The organism is Micromonospora chokoriensis, from assembly GCF_900091505.1.
GTDB classification, from domain to species: domain Bacteria; phylum Actinomycetota; class Actinomycetes; order Mycobacteriales; family Micromonosporaceae; genus Micromonospora; species Micromonospora chokoriensis.
In genome coordinates, this window is record NZ_LT607409.1 from 3,069,220 (window position 1) to 3,088,039 (window position 18,820).

At 74.0% G+C, this 18,820-nt stretch carries 18 protein-coding genes; 8 read left to right on the forward strand and 10 right to left on the reverse strand.

The genetic code is table 11. The annotated features are described in order from the left end of the window. Together GA0070612_RS14550 and GA0070612_RS14555 are read left to right on the forward strand one after the other, a co-directional pair. Positions 1-1,407 (forward strand): class II 3-deoxy-7-phosphoheptulonate synthase, encoded by a 1,407-nt coding sequence (locus GA0070612_RS14550; RefSeq protein WP_088988377.1) that lies wholly within the window; start codon positions 1-3, stop codon positions 1,405-1,407. Between the two features lie 200 nt (positions 1,408-1,607). Beyond that, positions 1,608-2,642, forward strand: a complete 1,035-nt coding sequence (locus GA0070612_RS14555; protein WP_197699376.1) for a threonine aldolase family protein — start codon at positions 1,608-1,610, stop codon at positions 2,640-2,642. Between the two features lie 100 nt (positions 2,643-2,742). On the opposite strand, the gene GA0070612_RS14560 is transcribed toward GA0070612_RS14555, so the two are convergent. Together GA0070612_RS14560 and pknB are read right to left on the reverse strand one after the other, a co-directional pair. After that, the gene (locus GA0070612_RS14560) at positions 2,743-3,609 is read right to left on the reverse strand and encodes a deoxyribonuclease IV (RefSeq protein WP_088988379.1); all 867 of its coding nucleotides are present in this window, start codon (positions 3,607-3,609) and stop codon (positions 2,743-2,745) included. Beyond that, complete coding sequence (gene pknB / locus GA0070612_RS14565; RefSeq protein WP_088988380.1) at positions 3,609-5,594, reverse strand: Stk1 family PASTA domain-containing Ser/Thr kinase; 1,986 nt, start codon at positions 5,592-5,594, stop codon at positions 3,609-3,611. Before pknB ends, GA0070612_RS14560 begins: the two co-directional genes overlap by 1 nt. Before the next feature lie 188 nt (positions 5,595-5,782). Between pknB and GA0070612_RS14570 the strand changes: the two genes are divergently transcribed. After that, a complete protein-coding gene (locus tag GA0070612_RS14570; RefSeq protein WP_408630548.1) occupies positions 5,783-6,172 on the forward strand; it encodes an Rv2175c family DNA-binding protein in 390 nt (129 codons plus the stop codon). Between the two features lie 116 nt (positions 6,173-6,288). Here GA0070612_RS14570 and GA0070612_RS14575 read toward each other — a convergent pair whose 3' ends face one another. Together GA0070612_RS14575 and GA0070612_RS14580 are read right to left on the reverse strand one after the other, a co-directional pair. Continuing rightward, positions 6,289-7,371 (reverse strand): polyprenyl synthetase family protein, encoded by a 1,083-nt coding sequence (locus GA0070612_RS14575; protein WP_088988381.1) that lies wholly within the window; start codon positions 7,369-7,371, stop codon positions 6,289-6,291. A gap of 9 nt (positions 7,372-7,380) precedes the next feature. Continuing rightward, positions 7,381-7,791 carry a helix-turn-helix domain-containing protein gene (locus GA0070612_RS14580; RefSeq protein WP_088988382.1) on the reverse strand — a complete coding sequence of 137 codons (411 nt, stop codon included), beginning with the start codon at positions 7,789-7,791 and terminating at the stop codon, positions 7,381-7,383. 242 nt (positions 7,792-8,033) lie between these two features. On the opposite strand from GA0070612_RS14580, the gene metF reads away from it, so the two are divergent. Together metF and GA0070612_RS14590 are read left to right on the forward strand one after the other, a co-directional pair. Next, positions 8,034-8,951, forward strand: a complete 918-nt coding sequence (gene metF, locus GA0070612_RS14585) for a methylenetetrahydrofolate reductase [NAD(P)H] (protein ID WP_088988383.1) — start codon at positions 8,034-8,036, stop codon at positions 8,949-8,951. Between the two features lie 21 nt (positions 8,952-8,972). Next, complete coding sequence (locus tag GA0070612_RS14590) at positions 8,973-9,686, forward strand: CDP-alcohol phosphatidyltransferase family protein (RefSeq protein WP_088991508.1); 714 nt, start codon at positions 8,973-8,975, stop codon at positions 9,684-9,686. 36 nt (positions 9,687-9,722) lie between these two features. Here the strand turns inward: GA0070612_RS14590 and GA0070612_RS14595 are convergent, their stop codons facing one another. The 5 genes from GA0070612_RS14595 to GA0070612_RS14615 are packed head-to-tail and all read right to left on the reverse strand — an operon-like array spanning position 9,723 to position 14,548. Further along, on the reverse strand, positions 9,723-11,210 hold the full coding sequence (locus GA0070612_RS14595) for a phytoene desaturase family protein (RefSeq protein ID WP_088988384.1): 1,488 nt from the start codon (positions 11,208-11,210) through the stop codon (positions 9,723-9,725). 11 nt (positions 11,211-11,221) lie between these two features. Then, positions 11,222-12,349: a glycosyltransferase gene (locus tag GA0070612_RS14600; RefSeq protein ID WP_088988385.1), complete on the reverse strand. Its 1,128-nt coding sequence runs from the start codon at positions 12,347-12,349 to the stop codon at positions 11,222-11,224. Beyond that, on the reverse strand, positions 12,346-13,266 hold the full coding sequence (locus tag GA0070612_RS14605; RefSeq protein ID WP_088988386.1) for a carotenoid biosynthesis protein: 921 nt from the start codon (positions 13,264-13,266) through the stop codon (positions 12,346-12,348). The genes GA0070612_RS14600 and GA0070612_RS14605 overlap by 4 nt, the downstream gene beginning before the upstream one ends. Next, positions 13,263-13,814: a GNAT family N-acetyltransferase gene (locus GA0070612_RS14610; protein ID WP_088988387.1), complete on the reverse strand. Its 552-nt coding sequence runs from the start codon at positions 13,812-13,814 to the stop codon at positions 13,263-13,265. The genes GA0070612_RS14605 and GA0070612_RS14610 overlap by 4 nt, the downstream gene beginning before the upstream one ends. Next, positions 13,811-14,548 (reverse strand): monooxygenase, encoded by a 738-nt coding sequence (locus tag GA0070612_RS14615; protein ID WP_088988388.1) that lies wholly within the window; start codon positions 14,546-14,548, stop codon positions 13,811-13,813. The genes GA0070612_RS14610 and GA0070612_RS14615 overlap by 4 nt, the downstream gene beginning before the upstream one ends. A 517-nt stretch (positions 14,549-15,065) precedes the next feature. Between GA0070612_RS14615 and GA0070612_RS14620 the strand changes: the two genes are divergently transcribed. From GA0070612_RS14620 to GA0070612_RS14630, 3 genes are all read left to right on the forward strand, one after another. Next, positions 15,066-15,515 carry an SAV_6107 family HEPN domain-containing protein gene (locus GA0070612_RS14620; protein WP_088988389.1) on the forward strand — a complete coding sequence of 150 codons (450 nt, stop codon included), beginning with the start codon at positions 15,066-15,068 and terminating at the stop codon, positions 15,513-15,515. 102 nt (positions 15,516-15,617) lie between these two features. Beyond that, positions 15,618-16,343: a hypothetical protein gene (locus tag GA0070612_RS14625; RefSeq protein ID WP_088988390.1), complete on the forward strand. Its 726-nt coding sequence runs from the start codon at positions 15,618-15,620 to the stop codon at positions 16,341-16,343. Beyond that, a complete protein-coding gene (locus GA0070612_RS14630; RefSeq protein WP_088988391.1) occupies positions 16,340-18,457 on the forward strand; it encodes a DNA polymerase Y family protein in 2,118 nt (705 codons plus the stop codon). The genes GA0070612_RS14625 and GA0070612_RS14630 overlap by 4 nt, the downstream gene beginning before the upstream one ends. Positions 18,458-18,558: 101 nt before the next feature. On the opposite strand, the gene GA0070612_RS33050 is transcribed toward GA0070612_RS14630, so the two are convergent. Next, positions 18,559-18,798, reverse strand: a complete 240-nt coding sequence (locus GA0070612_RS33050) for a pentapeptide repeat-containing protein (RefSeq protein WP_088988392.1) — start codon at positions 18,796-18,798, stop codon at positions 18,559-18,561. Between the last annotated feature and the right edge of the window lie 22 nt (positions 18,799-18,820).

The following is an 18,820-nucleotide window of genomic DNA, read 5'->3' on the forward strand; positions in this document are numbered from 1 at the left end:
ATGCGCCATGAGTGGCACCAGCTGAGCCATCCCGGGGTGGGCAGCCCCGGTCTGCAGACCAGCCGACCGACAGTCGACTCCGCCGAGGACGCCGCGCTCGGTCTGGACCGATGGCGGGAACTGCCCCGCGAGCAGGTCCCACCGTGGTCCGACCCGGCCGCCGTCGCCGAGGTCTGCAAGGTCCTCGACACGGTGCCGTCGGTCGTCGCGCCCTACGAGGTGGACCAGCTCCGGCAGAAGCTCGCCCTGGTCTGCGAGGGCAAGGCGTTCCTGTTGCAGGGCGGTGACTGCGCCGAGACGTTCGCCGACAACACCGAGAGCCACCTGCTGGCGAACGCCCGGACCCTGCTCCAGATGGCGATCGTGCTCACCTACGGCGCGTCCCTGCCGGTGGTCAAGGTCGCCCGGGTGGCCGGGCAGTACACCAAGCCCCGCTCGCTGCCCACCGACGCGCGCGGCCTGCCCGCGTACCGGGGCGACATGATCAACTCGCTGGAGGCCGATCCGGCCGCCCGGGTCGCCGACCCGCAACGCATGATCCGCGCGTACGCCAACTCGGCGGCGGCGATGAACATGCTCCGGGCGTACCTCGCCGGCGGGCTCGCCGACCTGCACGCGGTGCACGACTGGAACAAGGGCTTCGTGAAGAACTCCCCGGCGGGGGAGCGGTACGAGGCGATCGCCCGGGAGATCGACCGGGCGTTGGCGTTCATCCGGGCCTGCGGCATGACCGACGACGAGGCGTTGCGGACGGTCACTCTCTACTGCTCCCACGAGGCCCTGGCCCTGGAGTACGACCGGGCGCTCACCCGGGTCTCCGACCGTCGGGCGTACGGGCTCTCCGGGCACTTCCTCTGGATCGGCGAGCGCACCCGGCAGATCAGCGGCGCGCACATCGACTTCATCTCCCGCATCGCCAACCCGATCGGCGTCAAGCTCGGCCCGAGCACGTCCCCGGACGAGGCAATCGAGCTGTGCGAGAAGCTCAACCCGGACAACATCCCCGGCCGGCTCACCCTGATCAGCCGGATGGGCAACCACCGGGTGCGCGACGCCCTGCCGCCGATCGTCGCCAAGGTCACCGCCGCCGGCGCCAAGGTGGTCTGGCAGTGCGACCCGATGCACGGCAACACGCACGAGTCGTCCAACGGCTACAAGACCCGGCACTTCGACCGCATCGTCGACGAGGTGCTCGGCTACTTCGAGGTGCACCGGGGGCTCGACACCCACCCGGGTGGCCTGCACGTCGAGTTGACCGGCGAGGACGTCACCGAGTGCCTCGGCGGGGCCCAGGGCATCGAGGACCTCGACCTGCCCGACCGCTACGAGACCGCCTGCGACCCGCGTCTGAACACCCAGCAGTCGTTGGAGTTGGCCTTCCTGGTGGCGGAGATGCTCCGCGGCTGACGCGAGGAGTGAGCTTGCGAGCCCCGCAGTCGGCAGCCGAGAGAATGACAGCGGCTGACGCGAGGAGTGAGCTTGCGAGCCCCGCAGTCGGCGGCCGAGAGAATGACAGCGGCTGAGGTTGCGGACCCTCCGTCGGCAGCCGAGAAGAATGACCGCGACCAGGTGTGCGAGACCCGCAACCGGCGGTCGAAAGGATGACAGTGGCAGACCAGTTCGTGGACCTGCGGTCCGACACGGTGACCCGGCCGACCGCCGGGATGCGGGAGGCGATGGCCACCGCCGAGGTCGGTGACGACGTCTACGGCGAGGATCCGACGGTCAACGCCCTCGAAGCCGAGGTCGCCGCGCTGTTCGGGCACGAGGCCGCGCTGTTCGCCCCGAGCGGGTCGATGGCCAACCAGATCGCCCTGCAACTGCTGGTGTCGCCGGGCGACGAGCTGCTCTGCGACGCGGACGCGCACGTGGTGACGTACGAGATCGGGGCTGCCGCCGCGTACGGCGGGATCTCTTCACGGACCTGGCCCGCGGTCGGCGCGGACATCGACCCGGAGACGGTGGCCGGGATGATCCGGCCGGACGGTTTCTTCGCTGTCCCGACCCGCGCGATCGCCGTCGAGCAGACCCACAACCGGGGCGGCGGCGGGGTGATTCCCCTAGGCACCCTGCGGGATCTGCGCGCGGTCGCCGACGACGCGGGTGTGGCGCTGCACTGCGACGGCGCCCGGATCTGGCACGCGCACGTCGCGGACGGTGTGCCCCTGATCGAGTACGGCCGGCTCTTCGACACGCTGTCGGTGTGTCTGTCCAAGGGTCTCGGCGCGCCGGTCGGCTCGCTGGTGGTCGGCAGCGCCGACAAGATCGAACGAGCCCGCCTGATCCGTAAGCGGATGGGCGGCGGTATGCGTCAGGCCGGCGTCCTCGCCGCGGCCGGTCGGTACGCGCTCGCGCACCACGTCGACCGACTGGCCGACGACCACGCCAAGGCGTCCCGGCTCGCCGAGGCGGTCGCGCCGTTCGGCGTGCTGGCGACGACGGCTCGCACCAACCTGGTCGCGCTGGACCTGACCAAGCACGCCCTGGACGCGCGTGCCCTGGCAGCCGTCGCGCGGGCCGAGGGCGTGCTCATCTCGGTGCTCGGCCCGCGTACCGCCCGCCTGGTCACCCACCTGGGCGTCAGCGACGCGGACATCGACCACGCCGTCGAAGCCCTACCCCGCATCCTGACGGCCTCCTGACCGCCCCCTTGCTGCTGTTGATCAAGAGGTTTGTGTCATCCGGACAACTTCTTGACGCAAACCTCTTGATCAACACGGTGCGGCGGAACGCCAGCGGGGTTCAGGGGTGCAGGCGGGTGAGGGTTTGGATGTCGGCGGCGTGGCCGACCTGCTTCTCGCTCGGGGTCTCCACGACAACGGGTACGCCGGCGGTGGCGGGGTGCGCCATCAGCTCGGCGAAGGCGGGTTCGCCGATGGTGCCCTTGCCGATGTTCTCGTGCCGGTCCCGCGTGGAGCCGCACAGGTCCTTCGAGTCGTTGGCGTGGACCAGCCGTAGCCGGTCCGCCCCGACGGTGGCGACCAGCGTGTCCAGGGTCGCCGTCATGCCACCCTCGGCCGCCAGGTCGTGCCCGGCGGCCCAGGCGTGGCAGGTGTCGAAGCAGACCCCGAGCATCGGGTGCCGGTCCACCGCGTCCAGGTACGGACCGAGCTGCTCCACCCGCGAGGCGAGCGACCGGCCCCCGCCCGCGCTCGGCTCGACCAGCAGCATCGGGCCACCGGCGGCCGCGGTCCAGTCAAGCAGCGGCAGCAGCTCCTCGCGGACCTGCCGCATCGCCGCCTCGGCGTGCCCCTCGTCCACCGAACTGCCCGCGTGGAACACCACCGCCTGAGCGCCGATCGCCACGCCACGACGCAGCGCGTGTGCGAGCGTCTGCGCCGACTTCTCGACCGTGGCCGGAGTGGGTGAGCCGAGGTTGACCAGCAGTGCGGCGTGGATGAACGCGGGGATGCCCCGCTCGGCGCAGCCCTCGCGGAACAGGGCGTCCTGCGCGGGGTCGCCGTCGGGCAGCGCCCAGCCCCGCGAGTTGGAGACGTAGACCTGCACCACCCGGGCGCCGGTCGCGTCGACGTACGGCAGGGCGGCCTTGGCCAGCCCACCGGAGGTCGGAGTGTGCGCGCCCACCGGCCGCGAGGTTGCCGCCGACATCAGAAGCACGTCAGGGTGACCGGGGTGCCCGGCGGCACCTGCGAGTTCTCGCCCGGCGCCTGGATCCGGACCGTGGCGTTCGGGTTGAGCACGACGTTCACCGGGAAACCCTGCCCCTCCAGCGCCTGCTTGGCCTGCTGGCACGGCAGGTCGATCACCCGGGGCACGACGATCGCCGGTGGGCCCTTGCTGACGTCCAGCTTGACCTGGGTGCCCTTCTCCACGCCGGCGCCGTCGGCGGGGCTCTGGCCGAGGATCTCGTCCTTGGGCTTGTCGGAGTCCTTGTAGGTCTCGACCAGGGTCAGGTTGAGCTGGGCCAGGGTGGTGCGGGCTTCGGTCAGGCTCTTGCCGACCAGGTTCGGCACCGACACCGGCGCCCGCCCCCGGCTCAGGATGAGGGTGATCTTCGCGCCGGGTTTGACCTCGGTGCCCACCTTGGGGTTGGTGTCCAGCACGACGCCGGCCGGCAGGGTGTCGTCGTAGCGGGGGGTGCCCTTGGCCACCACCAGCTTCACGTTGACCAGGTCCGCCTCGGCGAGGTCGAACTCCTTGCCGATCACGTCCGGCACGGGGAAGCGCTCCGGGCCCAGGGACAGGGTCAGCGTGATCGTGCCACCCTTGACGATCTTGGAGGTTGAGCCCGGGGTCTGCTCCAGGACGCTGTCCTTCGGCGCCTTCTCGTCGAAGCGCGGCTCGCCGTACTTCAGGACCAGCCCGGCCTGGTCGGCCTGCGCCTGCGCCTCGGCGTTGCTCAAACTCACCAGCTGCGGGGCGGTCGTGTAACGGCCGACACCGAACCACCAGCCCCCGACCGCGGCCACCAGACCCAGCGTCACCACCACTGCCGCGACGGCCAACCGGCCCCGCGGACTCGCCATCAGCGTGCCGCGCAGCGCGGCGAGCCTTGACCCCAGGCCCTCCGCAGGCTCCGGAGCTGCCCGACGTCGACCGCCGCCCTGGCTGCCGCTCTCCGGCAGCCGCGCCCAGGCCGGGCGGTCGGGCGGCCGAACCGTCGCGACCACCATGGTCGGCTGCGACAGTGGCGCATCGCCACTCACCGGCCGGAGCACGGCGGTGTGGGTGTTGTCGTCACTCAGGCGCTCCCGGGCCGCCTGCACCTCGGTCAGCAATGCGCCGGCGTCGGCGGGCCGGGCACCGGGGTCACGTCGGGTGGCGCGCTGCACCAGACCGTCGAGGACCGGCGGCAGGCCGGGCACCAGCGTCGAGGGCGCCGGCACGTCCCGGTCGACATGCTGCCAGGCGACGTCGACCGGGCGGTCCCCGTCGTACGGCACGCGGCCGGTGAGCATCTCGAACAGCACGATGCCCGCCGAGTAGACGTCGGTACGCGGGTCGGCGCGGCCCTCGGTGACCAGCTCCGGGGCGACGTACGCCACGGTCGCCATCAGTTGGGTGCCCTGCTCGTCGTCGGCGCTCGCCTCGACCGCCCGGGCCAGACCGAAGTCGGCCACCTTGACGACGCTGTCGACCAGGTTGGCGACGCCGCCGGTGGGTGCCTCGGCGACCAGCACGTTCTCCGGCTTGACGTCGCGGTGCACCAGACCCGACCGGTGCGCGGCGGCGATCGCGGCGAGCATCTGCTCGGCGATGGCCAGCGCCTCGTCCGGGTTGAGTCGACGGCGCTCGGCCAGCACGTCGCGCAGCGTGCGGCCACGGACGTACTCCATCACCAGGTACGGCAGGCCGGCGTGGGTGCCCTGGTCGTAGACGGCGACCACGTTCGGGTGGGTCAGCCGGGCGATGGTCTTCGCCTCGTCGGTGAACCGCGCCACGAAGTTGGCGATCCGCGCCCGGGCCTCGGGTGCCTGGGTCGGGTGAATGATCTTCACGGCGACGGTGCGCTCGAGGCGCTCGTCGGTGGCGGTGTACACGGTCGCCATGCCACCACGGGCCACGCGACCGCGAATGCGGTAGCGCCCGTCGATCAGCGAGCCCAGCAACGTGTCGGCGACCTGAGTGTCCATCGGCAGGGAGTCTATGTGTCCAGGGGGTGAAGGTTGAACAGGATGCTACAGCCGATCGCCGAACTGGTCCGTCCCACCGCGTTCGCCGTCCCTCGTCCGCTGGTCAACGGTACGCACGAGCCGGGGCGCCGATCGGTTGTCCGGGGTGCCGGTGGCTCGTCGTGGTGACGGCGTGGCAGGGTGGTCGGGTGACCGAACCCGTACCCGACCAGGCCGTGCCCGGCCCGGAGCTCGCCGGCCCCACCGACCCGGCCGGCTGGCTGACCCTGCCCGACGTCGCCGAGCGTCTCGACGTGTCGATCAGCAAGGTGCACCAGATGATCCGCGACCGGGAGCTGCTGGCGGTCCGCCGCGACGGCGTCCGCCGCATCCCGGCGGACCTGGTTGCCAACCAGACGGTGCTCAAGCACCTGCCCGGCGTGCTCAACCTGCTCTCCGACAACGGCTACGACGACGAGGCCGCCCTGCGCTGGCTCTACGAGCAGGACGACACCCTCCCCGGGAACACCCCGGCCGCCGCCCTCTCCGGTGACCAGGCCCGCGAAGTGAAACGCAGAGCCCAAGCCGAAGGCTTCTGACCCGCCCCACCCCCTCTCCCGGTCGATCATGAAGTTAGCGGCGCGAAACGCCGAGGCGGAGACCGCTAACTTCATGATCGACGAAGAAGAGAAGGTGGGGAGCGGCAGGCCGGGGGTCAGTCGGCTCGGCGGGTTGCGGCTATGGCCAGGTCCACCAGGGCCTGGCGGGCCTCGGTGTCGAGGTCGACGGCGGTCAGGGCGGCGAGGGCGGCGTCGGTGAGCGTGACGATCCGCTGCTCGGTACGGGCGAGCGCCCCGCTCGCGGTGATCAGCTCACGCAGCCGGGCCACCCCCTCCTCGTCCAGCTCCGGGTCGCCGAGCCGGCCGAGCAGCAGCTCGCGGCCCGCGTCGTCGGTGGTCTCCACGGCAGCCGCCACCAGGTAGGTGCGCTTGCCCTCCCGCAGGTCGTCACCGGCCGGCTTACCGGTCAGCGCCGGGTCACCGAAGACCCCCAGCACGTCGTCGCGGAGCTGGAACGCCTCACCCAGCGGCAGCCCGTACGCCGAATAGGCCGTCCGCACGTCGGCCGTGGCGTCGGCCAGCGCGGCACCGAGCAGCAGCGGACGCTCGACGGTGTACTTCGCCGACTTGTACCGGGCGACCTTGCTGGCCCGTTCCACCGAGGTGTCCCCGGTCGCCTGGGTCAGCACGTCGAGGTACTGACCGACGGTGACCTCGGTGCGCATCTCGTCGAAGACCGGCCGGGCCCGGGCCAGCACCCACGGGTCCAGCCCCGCGGAGTGCAGCAGCTCGTCGGACCAGACCAGGCAGAGGTCACCCAGCAGGAGAGCCGCGGCGTCGCCGAAGCTGTCCGGGTCGCCACCCCAGCCGGCCTGCCGGTGCCGGGCGGCGAACCGCCGGTGCACGGCGGGCTCACCACGTCGGGTGTCGGAGCGGTCCATCAGGTCGTCGTGCATCAGGGCACTGGCCTGGACGAACTCCAGCGCGGCCAGGGCGGCGAGCACCGGCTCGCCGTCGACCCCACCGGCGCCCCGGAACCCCCAGTACGCGAACGCTGGACGCAGCCGCTTGCCGCCGCCGAGCACGAAGGCCTCGATCGCCTCGGCCACCGGGAGCAGCGCGTCGTCCACGGCGGCGAGCCGAGCCCGTTGGCCGGCCAGAAACTCGGTGAGGGCCTTGTCCACCCGCTGTCGCAGATCGGCTCGGTCGACGGGAGACACGGGAGCAGCGTGGGTCACGCCCCGACGCTAGCCTGTCCCCGTGGCCCGCGCTCCACCGCCACGCGTAGTCCCGGCGGTGCGGCCGGGACCGGTGCGCCCTGTCGGTGGCGTGCCGGCCCGAGCGGCGCGGCCCGGCCCGGTGGGTCGGCGGGATCGGGTGGGGGCGGCCGGGCGGGTGGCCCGGCGGGTGGCCGCCGCGGCGTCGGCCAGCGCCACCAGCGGAACGTCCAGGACGACGGCGAGCCAGCCGAGCCAGAACCCGCCGGGCACCCGACGCTGGCGTTCCCAGCGGGACACCTCGTGCCGGCTCAATGTCGCCACCCCGGCGGCGGCGCACAACTCGGCGGCGGTGCGCTGCTGGCTCCAGCCCCGGGCCAGCCGGCAGCGGGCCAACAACGGCCCGAGCTGCGCGGGGCGCGGCGGTGCGGGTGGGGTCACAGGTCCTCCTGGCGGGCGTCGGCGCGGTGACGACCCACCCGCCCGGCCTGCCGGCCGGGACGGACGTCACCGCTTGAGTTGCTGACCCCCGCACGGGCACCAGGACCGCCCCCACCGCCCCTCCCGCGCCACCCATTCCTACCCCGGGGGTACGACGCCCTCGCGCCCACCGATCGGGGCGACGCCGGTCATCGGGTGGGAAGCGCCTGGGGCGTGGTGGCCTCGCCCGCTAGAGTCGGGTCGTGGCGCTCGGTCTTCCCTCGGTACTCCCCAATCCGCAGCCGGCGATCGGGGAGCTCATCCGTGAGCGTCAGCCGACCTTCTCGTTCGAGTTCTTCCCGCCCAAGACCGACGCCGGGGAGCGGCTGCTCTGGCAGGCCATCCGCGAGTTGGAGTCGCTGCGTCCGTCGTTCGTGTCGATCACGTACGGCGCGGGCGGGTCGACGCGGGACACCACTGTGGCGGTGACCGAACGGATCGCCACCGACACCACCCTGCTGCCGATGGCCCACCTGACCGCTGTCGACCACTCCGTCGCCGAGTTGCGGCACGTGATCGGTCGGCTCGCCGGGGTGGGGGTGCGCAACGTGCTGGCCGTGCGCGGCGACCCGCCGGGCAACCCGGGCGGCGAGTGGATCCGCCACCCCGAGGGGGTGGACTACGCCGAGGACCTGGTCCGCCTGGTGCGCGATTCCGGTGACTTCAGCGTCGGTGTGGCGGCCTTCCCGTACAAGCATCCCCGCTCGCCCGACGTGGCCAGCGACACCGCGCAGTTCGTCCGCAAGTGCCGGGCCGGCGCGGCGTTCGCGATCACGCAGATGTTCTTCGACGCCGACGACTACCTGCGGCTGCGTGACCGGGTGGCCGCGGCCGGCTGCGACACCCCGATCCTGGCCGGGGTGATGCCGGTGACCCAGATCGCCACCATCGAGCGGTCCGTGCAGCTGTCCGGTGCGCCCTTCCCACCGGCGCTGGCGGCCCGCTTCGAACGCGTCGCCGACGACCCGGAGGCCGTCCGTCGGCTCGGTGTCGAGCAGGCCAGCGAGATGTGCCGCCGGCTGCTGGACGAGGGTGTGCCGGGGATCCACTTCATCACCCTCAACCGGTCCACCGCGACCCGTGAGGTCTGGCAGAACCTGAAGGCCGGCGCGCGGGTGTGAATGCTGGTCCTGCGACACCTGATGCCCGGCACGACGGTTGATCCCGAGGTGGGCACACAGCTGAACTGGGATCAGTACGCCACGGCCTGGGCGCGGTTGCACGGCGGGTTCGACCCTCGGGTCGCGGCGCCGGTGGTGCGCGCCTGGCTGCGCTTCGCGTACCACGTGGGGTACGTGCTGGGTCGGCTCCGGGTCAGCCCCACCGTGGTCACCGTGGCCGGGGTGCTGCTCTGCTTCTGCGTACCGTTGCTGGTGACCCGGCCGGGGAACGGCCTCTTCCTCGGCGCGTTGTTCGTGCTGCTCGCCGCCGTGGCGGACAGCGTGGACGGCGCGGTGGCGGTCGCCACCGGCCGCACCACCCGGCTCGGCTACGTCTACGACTCGGTCGCCGACCGGCTCGGTGAGGTGGCGTGGCTGCTGGCGTTCTGGCTGGTCGGCGCGCCCGGCGGGCTGGTCGTCGCGGGCGGCGCGCTGTCCTGGCTGCACGAGTACGTCCGGGCCCGGGCGGTCGCCGCCGGCATGCGTGACATCGGCGCGGTGACAGTGGGCGAGCGCCCCACCCGGGTCTCGGTGGCGCTGGCCGGGCTGCTGGTCGCCGGGTTGGCCGGGCTGATCGAGCCGGACCTGGCCGCCGGCACCATCACCATGGCGACGGCGGTGTGGGTGCTGTTGGCCGGCTTCGGCCTGGGGCAGCTGCTCTCCACCATCCGCCGCGCCCTGCTCGACGCCGGCTGAGCAGCCGGGCCCTGCTCGACGCCGGCTGAGCAGCCCCTACCAGGCGGGGCCGATCTCGTCGGCGACGATCTGCGCGGACAGGGTGACCATCGGCAGCCCGCCACCCGGGTGGGTGGAGCCGCCCACCAGCCACAACCCGTTGGCCGGGCCCCGGTTGGCGGGGCGCAGCAACCCACCGGCGGTGCCGTAGATCGAGCCACCCGGCGCGCCGGTCGCCGCGTCCAGGTCGGCCGGGGTGCGGACCTCCCGGAACAGCACCCGGTCACGCACGTCCACGCCGCGCCGCGCCAGCACCTCCAGGATCCGGTCGGCGTACGCGTCGGCCAGCCCCGGCCGTCGCCAGTCGACAGCGCCCGCCGCGGTGCCCTGCCGTGGGGCGTTGACCAGCACGAACCACGCCTCGTGCCCGGCCGGGCGGACCATCGGGTCGTCGGCCACGGTGACGAACACCGTCGGGTCGGCCGCCGGGCGGGCCCGGACGCCGCGCCCGGGATCACCGAAGACCGCGTCGAACTCCGCGTCGTAGTCACCCGGGAAGAAGACATTGTGGTGGGCCAGCCCGGTGCTGCCGGACACGCCGAGCAGCAGCACGAAACCGGCGAGGCTGCGGTCGGTCAGCCCGGCCAGTCGACGCGGGTGCGGCAGCAGGTCACGGTAGACGGTGAGGGCGTCCACGTTGGCCACCACCACGTCGGCGGGCACCGGCGCGCCGACACCGGCGAGGCGTACCCCGTGCACCCGGCCGCCGGTGGCGTCGATCCGGGTGACGGTGGCGTCGGTCTGCACGACCACGCCCAGGTCCAGACAGCGGGTGAGCAGCGCGTCGGCGAGGGTGCCCAACCCGCCGCGCAGGTACCAGCCACCGAAGGCCAGCTCGGCGTACGGGACCGCGACCAGCGCCGCCGGCGCCCGGCGAGGGTCGGCCCCGGTGTAGGTGGCGTACCGGTCCAGCAGCATCCGCAGCCGGGGGTCGGACAGGTGTTGGCGGCCCAGTCCGCGCAGGGTGCGGCCCGGGGCGATGGCGGCCAGGTCACCGACCCGCCAGGCCAGCGACGCGAGGTCGCGGGGTGAGTCGACGGTACGGCGCAGGATGTCGCGGGAGGAGGCGTTCCACACCCGCGCGGCCCGGCGCCACAGCCGCTGCCAGTCGGCCGCCGCCCGGTCGCCGAAGGCGGCGCCGATCCTCGTGGCGAACTCCACCGGGTCGGCGCACGAGTCCAGGGGCGGGCCGCCGTCGGCGAAGACGTGCCGGACGATCGGGTCCAGTCCGACCAGGTCCAGGTACTCGTCGAGCTTGGCCCCGGTCGCCTCGAACAGGTCGTGGAACACCTCGGGCAGGGTGAGCAGGCTCGGCCCGGTGTCGAAGTGGAACGAGCCGGCCGGGGTGTCGTGCGCGTACCGGCCGAGCTTGCCGCCGACCGTGTCGGCCCGTTCGAAGACGGTCACCTGGTGCCCGGTGGCGGCCAGCCGGGCGGCGGTGGCGAGGCCACCCACCCCGGCGCCGACGACCACGATCCGCGCCATGCCGTGCCCTCCTAGCTGACCGGGCGACCCCGCCAGGTCAGGCGGTGTCGCTTTCGCAGATGGTACGACCGCACCGTCAACCAACCGAGGACCACGACCGACACGGGGTGTGCGAGCGCGTCGGGCCACCACCGCCCTCCGGTCGCGCGGGCGGTGAGCACCCGCCCGACCACCCCGAGCAGATAGCCGGCCAGGCCCACGGCGGCCACCCCCGGCGCGCCGGCCACCACACCCACCAGCGCGATCAGCGGCGGGGCGGTGTAGAGCAGCAGCAACGCCACCACCACGGCCGCCGCCGCGCCCGGGTGTCCGAACGACGCCCAGAGCGACTTCGAGTACCCGTCGCGCAACTGCGGCCAGTCGTCGTACATCCGGCAGGTGGCCAGCCGGGAGCCGTCGGCCAGGGCGATCCGCCCACCGGCCCGCTTCACCGCCCGGGCCAGCTCGACGTCCTCCAGGATCTTGTCGGCGACCGCGGCGTGCCCGCCGGCGGCGGTGTAGCCGGCCCGGTCCAGCACCAGGAACTGGCCGCCCGCCGCGGCCAGCGACGGCCGCGACGAGCGCTCCATCGCCCGCAGCGGCAGGAAGGTCAGCCAGAGCCACTGCAGCAGCGGCTGCACCAGCCGGTCGGCCGTCGTCGCCACCACGATCCGGGGGTACGGCGACAGCAGCGTCGCGCGGGCGGCGCGCAGCTCGGTGACGGCCGCGGCCACGGCGTGCGGGGCGAGCACCACGTCGGCGTCGACGAAGACCAGCACGGTGGCGTCGGGGTCGGCCCGGGTGGCCAACTGCCAGCAGGCGTGCGGCTTGCCCAGCCAGCCCGGCGGTGGGGCGACCCCGGTGAGCAGCGTGACCCGGGGGTCGTCGCCGGCCACCGCGCGGACCACGTCGGCGGTGCCGTCGGTGGACCCGTCGTCGAGGACCACGACGCGCAGCCCGGGCACACCGCGCTGGGCGAGCAGGGCACGCAGGCAGGGGGTGACCCGGGCGGCCTCGTCGCGCAGCGGCAGCAGCACGGCGACCGGCTCGTCGACCTCGTCGGGCCGGTCGGTGGGCCGGCGCAGCCAGCGGGCGGCATTGAGCCAGGTGTGCCCGGTCAACGCGGCGACGGCGACGAGCAGGGCGAGCAGGACGGTCATCGGGTCGCGTCGACGCCGGGCCGGTGCGGCTCGTGGTCCTCCTGGTGGGTCTCCCGAGCCCGGCGGGCGCGCAGCACCGTCACCGCCAGCGGTATCGCGGTCACCGACATGCCGGCGGCGCCCCAGAGCGCCGAGGCGGGCAGGTCGAGGAAGACGGCGTGGGCCAGGATGCTGGAGAAGTACGTCCACAGGTAGAGCGCGGTCATCGGGTGGTCCCGCCGGTCGGTGCGTTCGGCGGCGGGCCCGGCGAGTGGGCGGAGCGCGCTCATCATCAGCACCGCGAAGAGCAGCCAGCCCAGGTAGTTGCTGACCGGGATGCCGGACAGGCCGGGCAACGCCGGGGTGGCGTCACGCCAGACCCAGTAGCCCTCGGCCACCATCTGCGGATCGAGGAAGAGGTCCCAGGCGGCCAGCCCGACGGTGGCCAGCGCAATCCTCCCCGCCCATCGACCGACCGTCGACCCGCTGTCGGTGCCGGTCGTCGCCGCGCCGGTGCCGGTTGTCGACCCGCCGGTGCCGGTCGTCGCCGCGTCGGAGCTGGTCGTCGTCGCGCCGCTGGTGAGCCGGACGGCGGCCAGCCAGGCGGGCCAGGCCATCCAGGTCCAGGCCAGCGGAATGATCAGCGGCACCCCGGCCAGTTTGGGGCCCAACTCGCCGGAGTAGTCGTAGCTGCCGAACGGCACACCGGTGGCCACCCCGATCGCCTCGATCGCGAACCCGCCGCCGGTGGCCACCACGACCAGCGCCACCGCGACCCGCGGGCCCCGGCTGAGCAGCGCGTGACCGACCGAGAGCAGCCAACCGAGCACGACGGTGGCCACGGTCAGCCCGGCCCGGGTGTCGCCGGTGGTGAGCGGGTAGCAGATCTGGGCGAGCACCAGGACGGCGAGCATCGCCCAGGAGATCCGCCGGGTCATGACGCCGGTGGCTCGAGCGGCAGATCCCGACCGAGGACGCCGAAGGGCCGCTCGTCGCCGGGAAATTGGAAGGTGCGCAGCACGTCGACGAAACCGAAGCGCCGGTACAGCCGCCAGGCCCGTGAGGTCTGCTCGTCGGCCTCCGGGGTGGACAGCAGCGTGGTGTCACCCTCGGCCATGCCGAGCAGCGCGCGCAGCTGCCCGGTGCCCAGACCGTGCCCCTGCGCCGGCGGCCGGACGTGCAGCTCGACCACCTCGAAGCAGTGGGTGAGCCAGCGTTGCCGGGTCGGTGCGTCCAGCGCCCGGTGCACCTGGTCGTGCCACCACTGGCCGGAGGCGCCCAGGTAGCCGTAGCCGAAGCCGGCGAGGTGACCCTCGCTGGTCAGGCTGGCGACCGCCCGGAAACCCGGCCGGCGGACGTGGGTGGCGATGTAGCCGCGCCGGGCCTCCAGCAGGTCGGTGCGGTATCCCATCGCCTCGCCGTAGACGGCCACCACGTCGTCCAGCCGCCGGACGAGATCGTCCGGCGTCCAGCGCACCAACCTCATGCCCGTCCACCCTTCACCGTTGCCGGGCCGCCGTCGGCGACCCATCCGAGCACCGACCGGTCGCCGACCACGTCGAGCACCTCGAACCGGGCGAACAGTTCCTCGGCGTACCAGCCCTCGGTGGGGGTTCGCATGATCGCCGCCCGGTGCTCCGGGTGACGGTACGCGAACGCCACCAGGTCCGTCGGGTCGCGCCACACGCTCACCGTGCCCTGCCAACCCAGCGGTGCCTCCCCGACCCCGAACCGGGCCAGCAGCCCGGGCGCGTCGCGCAGGGCGGCGGCCACCGGGGGGATCGCCCGCCAGAAGGTGGCCGCCCGGCGGGCCCGCAGCCGAGCCCGGGTCAGCGCCAGCACCGGACCGGTGACCCGGCCGCCCGGCGGGTCGCCGAACGGCCGCTGACCGGACCACTCGCCCCGGCTGGTCAGCGGGCGCAGGTCGACCCGGGCGGAGGCGCTGGCGATGCGGGCCCAGGCGCGCCCGACCGCCGAGTCGTCGAAGTCGGCCGCGGCGGCGGGGGAGTCCCAGACGGTCAGTGCCGCCCACCGGGTCAGGTCGGCGTCGCCCGGCCCGAACCCGGTGCCGGTCCCGGTGCCCAGCAGCTTGCCGAAACGGGCGCCCGGGAGGGCGCGCAGTCGGCGGGGGTCGACCGCCATCCGGGTCAGCGCCCGGGGCAGCGCGCCGCGGGAGGTCCGCCACACGTGGAGCGTGACCAGCTCCGGTGCGGTGCTCACGCCACCCCGGCGGGGCTGCCGGCGGTGGGCGTGTCCTGCGCCGCTCGTACGTTCGGGTGTGGCTGCATGTCGCCATTCTTCCCGGTTCGGCCGGTGTCGGCGCACCCCGGTGCGCTCGGCCGGCACACCCGGCGCGTCACACGTTGCATTTTCGTCGGAGGGAAGGTGTACTGTCAGCAGCAGTTAGAACGAGTGTTCGATTGCCTCGAACGTTCGTTCCAACCGGCCGGAGCGCGGCGTTTCGCGGCGCCAGCCCCGGCGGTGCGGCTCCGCGGGCCGCACCTGGGTTGCCAGGCAGTCGCGAGCCTGGTCCCGACAGGCAGGATCGTCGCCCGCCGCCCACGACCCCCGGGCGGCGGGCGACGAACCCGCCGGTACGCCGGCCGGGTGTGGTGTGGGGAAGCATCCACACCCGGCCGGCCACACCCGGTGCGTCTTCCTCCGCACCACCCGACCTCGGCGTCTCGCCGGCGGCACCAGCGCCGGGGCGACGCCCCGGCCATGTGGAGGAGACACCATGCCGTCCCATCCGGCTCAGGCACCGACGGTGCCGGCGCATGTGCTGCCGCACCGCACCCCCGCCCAGCTCCTCACGTTGGCCCGGCGCGGGCTGGTCGAGGCCGGCCAGACCCGACCCGACGGTCTGCGCTACGCGGCCGCCCACCTGGCGGCGCTGCGTGCGGCGGCCGCCCTGCTCGCCGCCCGTGCCCGGCCCGCGCCGAGTCGACGCAACCGGATCACCAGCGTCTGGGTCCTTCTCTGCGCCGTCGCTCCGGAGCTCGACGAGTGGTCCCGGTTCTTCGCCGCCGGCGCCAGCAAGCGCGCCGCCGCCGAGGCTGGCATCCCCCGGGTGGTCAGCGCCCGGGAGGCAGACGATCTGCTCCGCGCGGCCGAACAGTTCGTCACGGTGGTGGAGACCGCGCTCGGCGTGGCCCACCAGCCGGCCCTGGACGGCCTCGCCGCCTGATCCCGCCGTGCCACCGACCGCCCAGCGGGGGGAGCCGGGCGGCCGGTGGCACGGCGTGCCGATCCTGATCTGATCCACAGCAACGACGGGGGAGTTGGTCCAATGGCGGGCCGCACGGTGGTCGGTTCCGCCGCACTGGCCGACCTGGTGCGTCCGGCGAGCGCACCTGACCAGGTCGGCGGCCACCGGGTGTTGCCGGTGGTGCCCGAGCTGACCGGTCTGCTGCCCAATCGGGGGCTGCGCCGGGGCAGCACCATCGCGGTCGCCGCCGGCCAGCCCCAGCGCAGCGGTGGCACCTCGCTGATGCTGGCGCTTCTCGCCGAGGCGTCCCGGTCCGGCTCGTGGTGCGCGGTGGTCGGAGTGCCGACGTTCGGCGCGGGTGCGGCTGCCGAGTTGGGCATCGCCCTGGACCGGCTTGCCCTGGTGCCGAACCCCGGCCCCGAGTGGGCCACCGTGGTCGCCGCGCTGATCGACGGGGTGGACGTCGTGGTCACCGCCGTGCCCGCCACCGTCTCCGCCTCGGTCGCCACCCGGTTGGCCGCCCGGGCGCGGCAGCGCGGCAGCGTGCTCGTCCCGTACGGCCGGTGGGACGGCGCGGACGTGACGTTGCAGGTGGTCCGTGGTGTGTGGGAAGGGCTCGGGGCCGGTCGGGGGCGGCTGCGCCGCCGGGAGGTCACCGTCTCCGCGCGCGGGCGCGGGGCAGCCGCGCGACCGAAGGAGATCAAGGTATGGCTACCGGGTGACGGGCTGACCCGGGTCATTCCCCGCCCGAAGCCGTCGGCCGTGGGCCGTTCTACCGCGTCGCTCGCCCTGGTCGGTCGGGAGTGACCGGCTCGCCGGCACGGACCCTGCTGCTGTGGTGCCCGGACTGGCCGGTGCTCGCCGCCGAGATCGTCGACGGGGTGCCGGCGACCGGCCCGGTCGCCGTGCTGCACGCCAACCGGGTGGTTGCCTGCTCCGAGCGGGCCCGTGCCGAGGGGGTGCGTCGGGGCCTGCGCAAACGGGAGGCGCAGGGTCGGTGCCCGCAGCTCACCGCCGTGGACTACGACCCGGGGCGGGACACCCGGGCGTTCGAGCCGGTGGTCGCCGCGGTGGAGGAGTTGGTGGCCGGTGTCGAGGTGGTCCGTCCGGGGGCCTGCGCGGTGGCCGCCCGGGGGCCGAGCCGTTACCTCGGTGGCGAGGAGGCGGCCGCCGAGCGGATCATCGAGCACGTCGCCCAGTCGTGCCTGGTGGAGAGCCAGGTCGGCATCGCCGACGGGGTGTTCGCGGCCGGGTTGGCCGCTCGCGCCGGCCGGGTGGTCGTACCGGGTGGCACACCGGAGTTCCTAGCCGGGTTGCCGGTCGAGGCGCTCGGCCGCTCGGCGCTGGCCGACCTGCTGCGTCGGCTCGGTGTGCGTACTCTCGGTGACTTCGCCGCGCTGCCGGCCGGTGACGTGCTGGCCCGGTTCGGGTTCGACGGCGCGTTGGCCCATCGGCTGGCCGCCGGGCGGGACCACCGCCCACTCGCGGTCCGGCAGCCGCCGGCCGACCTGACGGTGACCGCCGAGCACGACGAGCCGATCGATCGGGTCGACGTGGCGGCGTTCGTGGCCCGGGCGCTGGCCGAGCAGTTGCATGAGCGGCTGGCCGGGCACGGGCTGGCCTGCACCCGGCTCGGCATCGAGGCGGTCACCGAGCACGGGCAGGAGTTGCACCGGGTGTGGCGGCACGACGGCCTGCTCACCGCCGCGGCCATCGCCGACCGGGTGCGCTGGCAGCTCGACGGTTGGCTCTCCGGCAGCAGTGGTCGCGGCGGCGCCCGTCCGGCCCGACCGACGGCCGGCATCATCCGGCTGCGACTGATCCCGGACGGGGTGATCGCCCAGGCCGGCTTGCAGGCTGGCCTGTGGGGGGAGACCGGCGAGGAGCGGGAACGAGCGCACCGGGCGTTGAGCCGTGTGCAGGGCATCCTCGGCCCGGAGGCGGTGGTCACGGCGGTGCTCGGCGGTGGGCGCTCCCCGGCCGACCAGGTGCGACTGGTGCCGTGGGGCGACGAACGCCTCCCGGCCCGTCCCGGCCCGCCACCGCTGCCGGGCGAGCCGATCGCTACGGGCGTCGGCCGGGCTGCGGGTGCGGACAGCGCTGCCGGTGCTGGCCGGGCTGCGGGTGTCGGCCGGGCTGCGGGTGCGGACAGCGCTGCCGGTGCTGGCCGGGCTGCGGGTGTCGGCCGGGCTGCGGGTGCGGACAGCGCTGCCGGTGCTGGCCGGGCTGCGGGTGTCGGCCGGGCTGCGGGTGCGGACAGCGCTGCCGGTGCTGGCCGGGCTGCGGGTGTCGGCCGGGCTGCGGGTGCGGACAGCGCTGCCGGTGCTGGCCGGGCTGCGGGTGTCGGCCGGGCTGCGGGTGCGGACAGCGCTGCCGGTGCTGGCCGGGCTGCGGGTGTCGGCCGGGCTGCGGGTGCGGACAGCGCTGCCGGTGCTGGCCGGGCTGCGGGTGTCGGCCGGGCTGCGGGTGCGGACAGCGCTGCCGGTGCTGGCCGGGCTGCGGGTGTCGGCCGGGCTGCGGGTGCGGACAGCGCTGCCGGTGCTGGCCGGGCTGCGGGCATGGGTCGGGCGGCTGGTCGTGGTGGGGGCGAAGTGCCGCCGTGGCCCGGTCGGCTGCCGCGGCCCTCGCCGGCGGTGGTGCTGCCGAGCCCGCTCGCGGCGACCGTGCACGACGCCGCCGGTGAGCCGGTGGTGATCAGCGCGCGGTTGGCGGTGAGCGCCCCACCCGCCCGGCTGGTGGTCGGCACCGGTCGGCCGGCGGAGATTGTCGGCTGGGCCGGTCCGTGGCCGGTGGACGAGCGGTGGTGGGCTCCGGCCGAGGCGCGGCGGCGGGCCCGGTTCCAGGTCTGTCTGGCTGACGGCACCGCCCTGCTGCTCGCCGTCGAGGCCGGGCAGTGGCTGGTGGAGGCGATCTATGACTGAGCGATCCGCTCGGTGCCACCCAGATCTTGATCGACTCGACATCCTGCAAACTGGGGTATCCCGCCTCTTCGGACACCCCGGTTTCCATGACGTCGAGTGGATCAAGTCGGTTGTGGGCGGTATGGGGACGGTCTGATGAGCTTCCACAATCCGAAGATGCCCTGGTCGGAGCTGGAGCGGGTGCTCTCCGGCCGGGCCGACGACAAGCGTGCCGACGACAAGCGTGCCGACGACAAGCGTGCCGACGACAAGCGTGCCGACGACAAGCGTGCCGACGATAAGCGGGCCGACGACAAGTGGGCCGACGATAAGCGGGCCGACGACAAGTGGGCCGACGACAAGCGGGCCGGTGGTGGGTCGGGC

Excerpts from the sequence above, each read along its gene's own strand:
- GA0070612_RS14550 (WP_088988377.1), top strand. The coding sequence starts at position 1 with ATGCGCCATGAGTGGCACCAGCTGAGCCATCCCGGGGTGGGCAGCCCC.
- GA0070612_RS14560 (WP_088988379.1), bottom strand. The coding sequence starts at position 3,609 with ATGTCGGCGGCAACCTCGCGGCCGGTGGGCGCGCACACTCCGACCTCC.
- pknB (WP_088988380.1), bottom strand. The coding sequence starts at position 5,594 with ATGGACACTCAGGTCGCCGACACGTTGCTGGGCTCGCTGATCGACGGG.
- GA0070612_RS14590 (WP_088991508.1), top strand. The coding sequence starts at position 8,973 with ATGCCCGGCACGACGGTTGATCCCGAGGTGGGCACACAGCTGAACTGG.
- GA0070612_RS14595 (WP_088988384.1), bottom strand. The coding sequence starts at position 11,210 with ATGGCGCGGATCGTGGTCGTCGGCGCCGGGGTGGGTGGCCTCGCCACC.
- GA0070612_RS14600 (WP_088988385.1), bottom strand. The coding sequence starts at position 12,349 with ATGACCGTCCTGCTCGCCCTGCTCGTCGCCGTCGCCGCGTTGACCGGG.
- GA0070612_RS14605 (WP_088988386.1), bottom strand. The coding sequence starts at position 13,266 with ATGACCCGGCGGATCTCCTGGGCGATGCTCGCCGTCCTGGTGCTCGCC.
- GA0070612_RS14610 (WP_088988387.1), bottom strand. The coding sequence starts at position 13,814 with ATGAGGTTGGTGCGCTGGACGCCGGACGATCTCGTCCGGCGGCTGGAC.
- GA0070612_RS14620 (WP_088988389.1), top strand. The coding sequence starts at position 15,066 with ATGCCGTCCCATCCGGCTCAGGCACCGACGGTGCCGGCGCATGTGCTG.
- GA0070612_RS14625 (WP_088988390.1), top strand. The coding sequence starts at position 15,618 with ATGGCGGGCCGCACGGTGGTCGGTTCCGCCGCACTGGCCGACCTGGTG.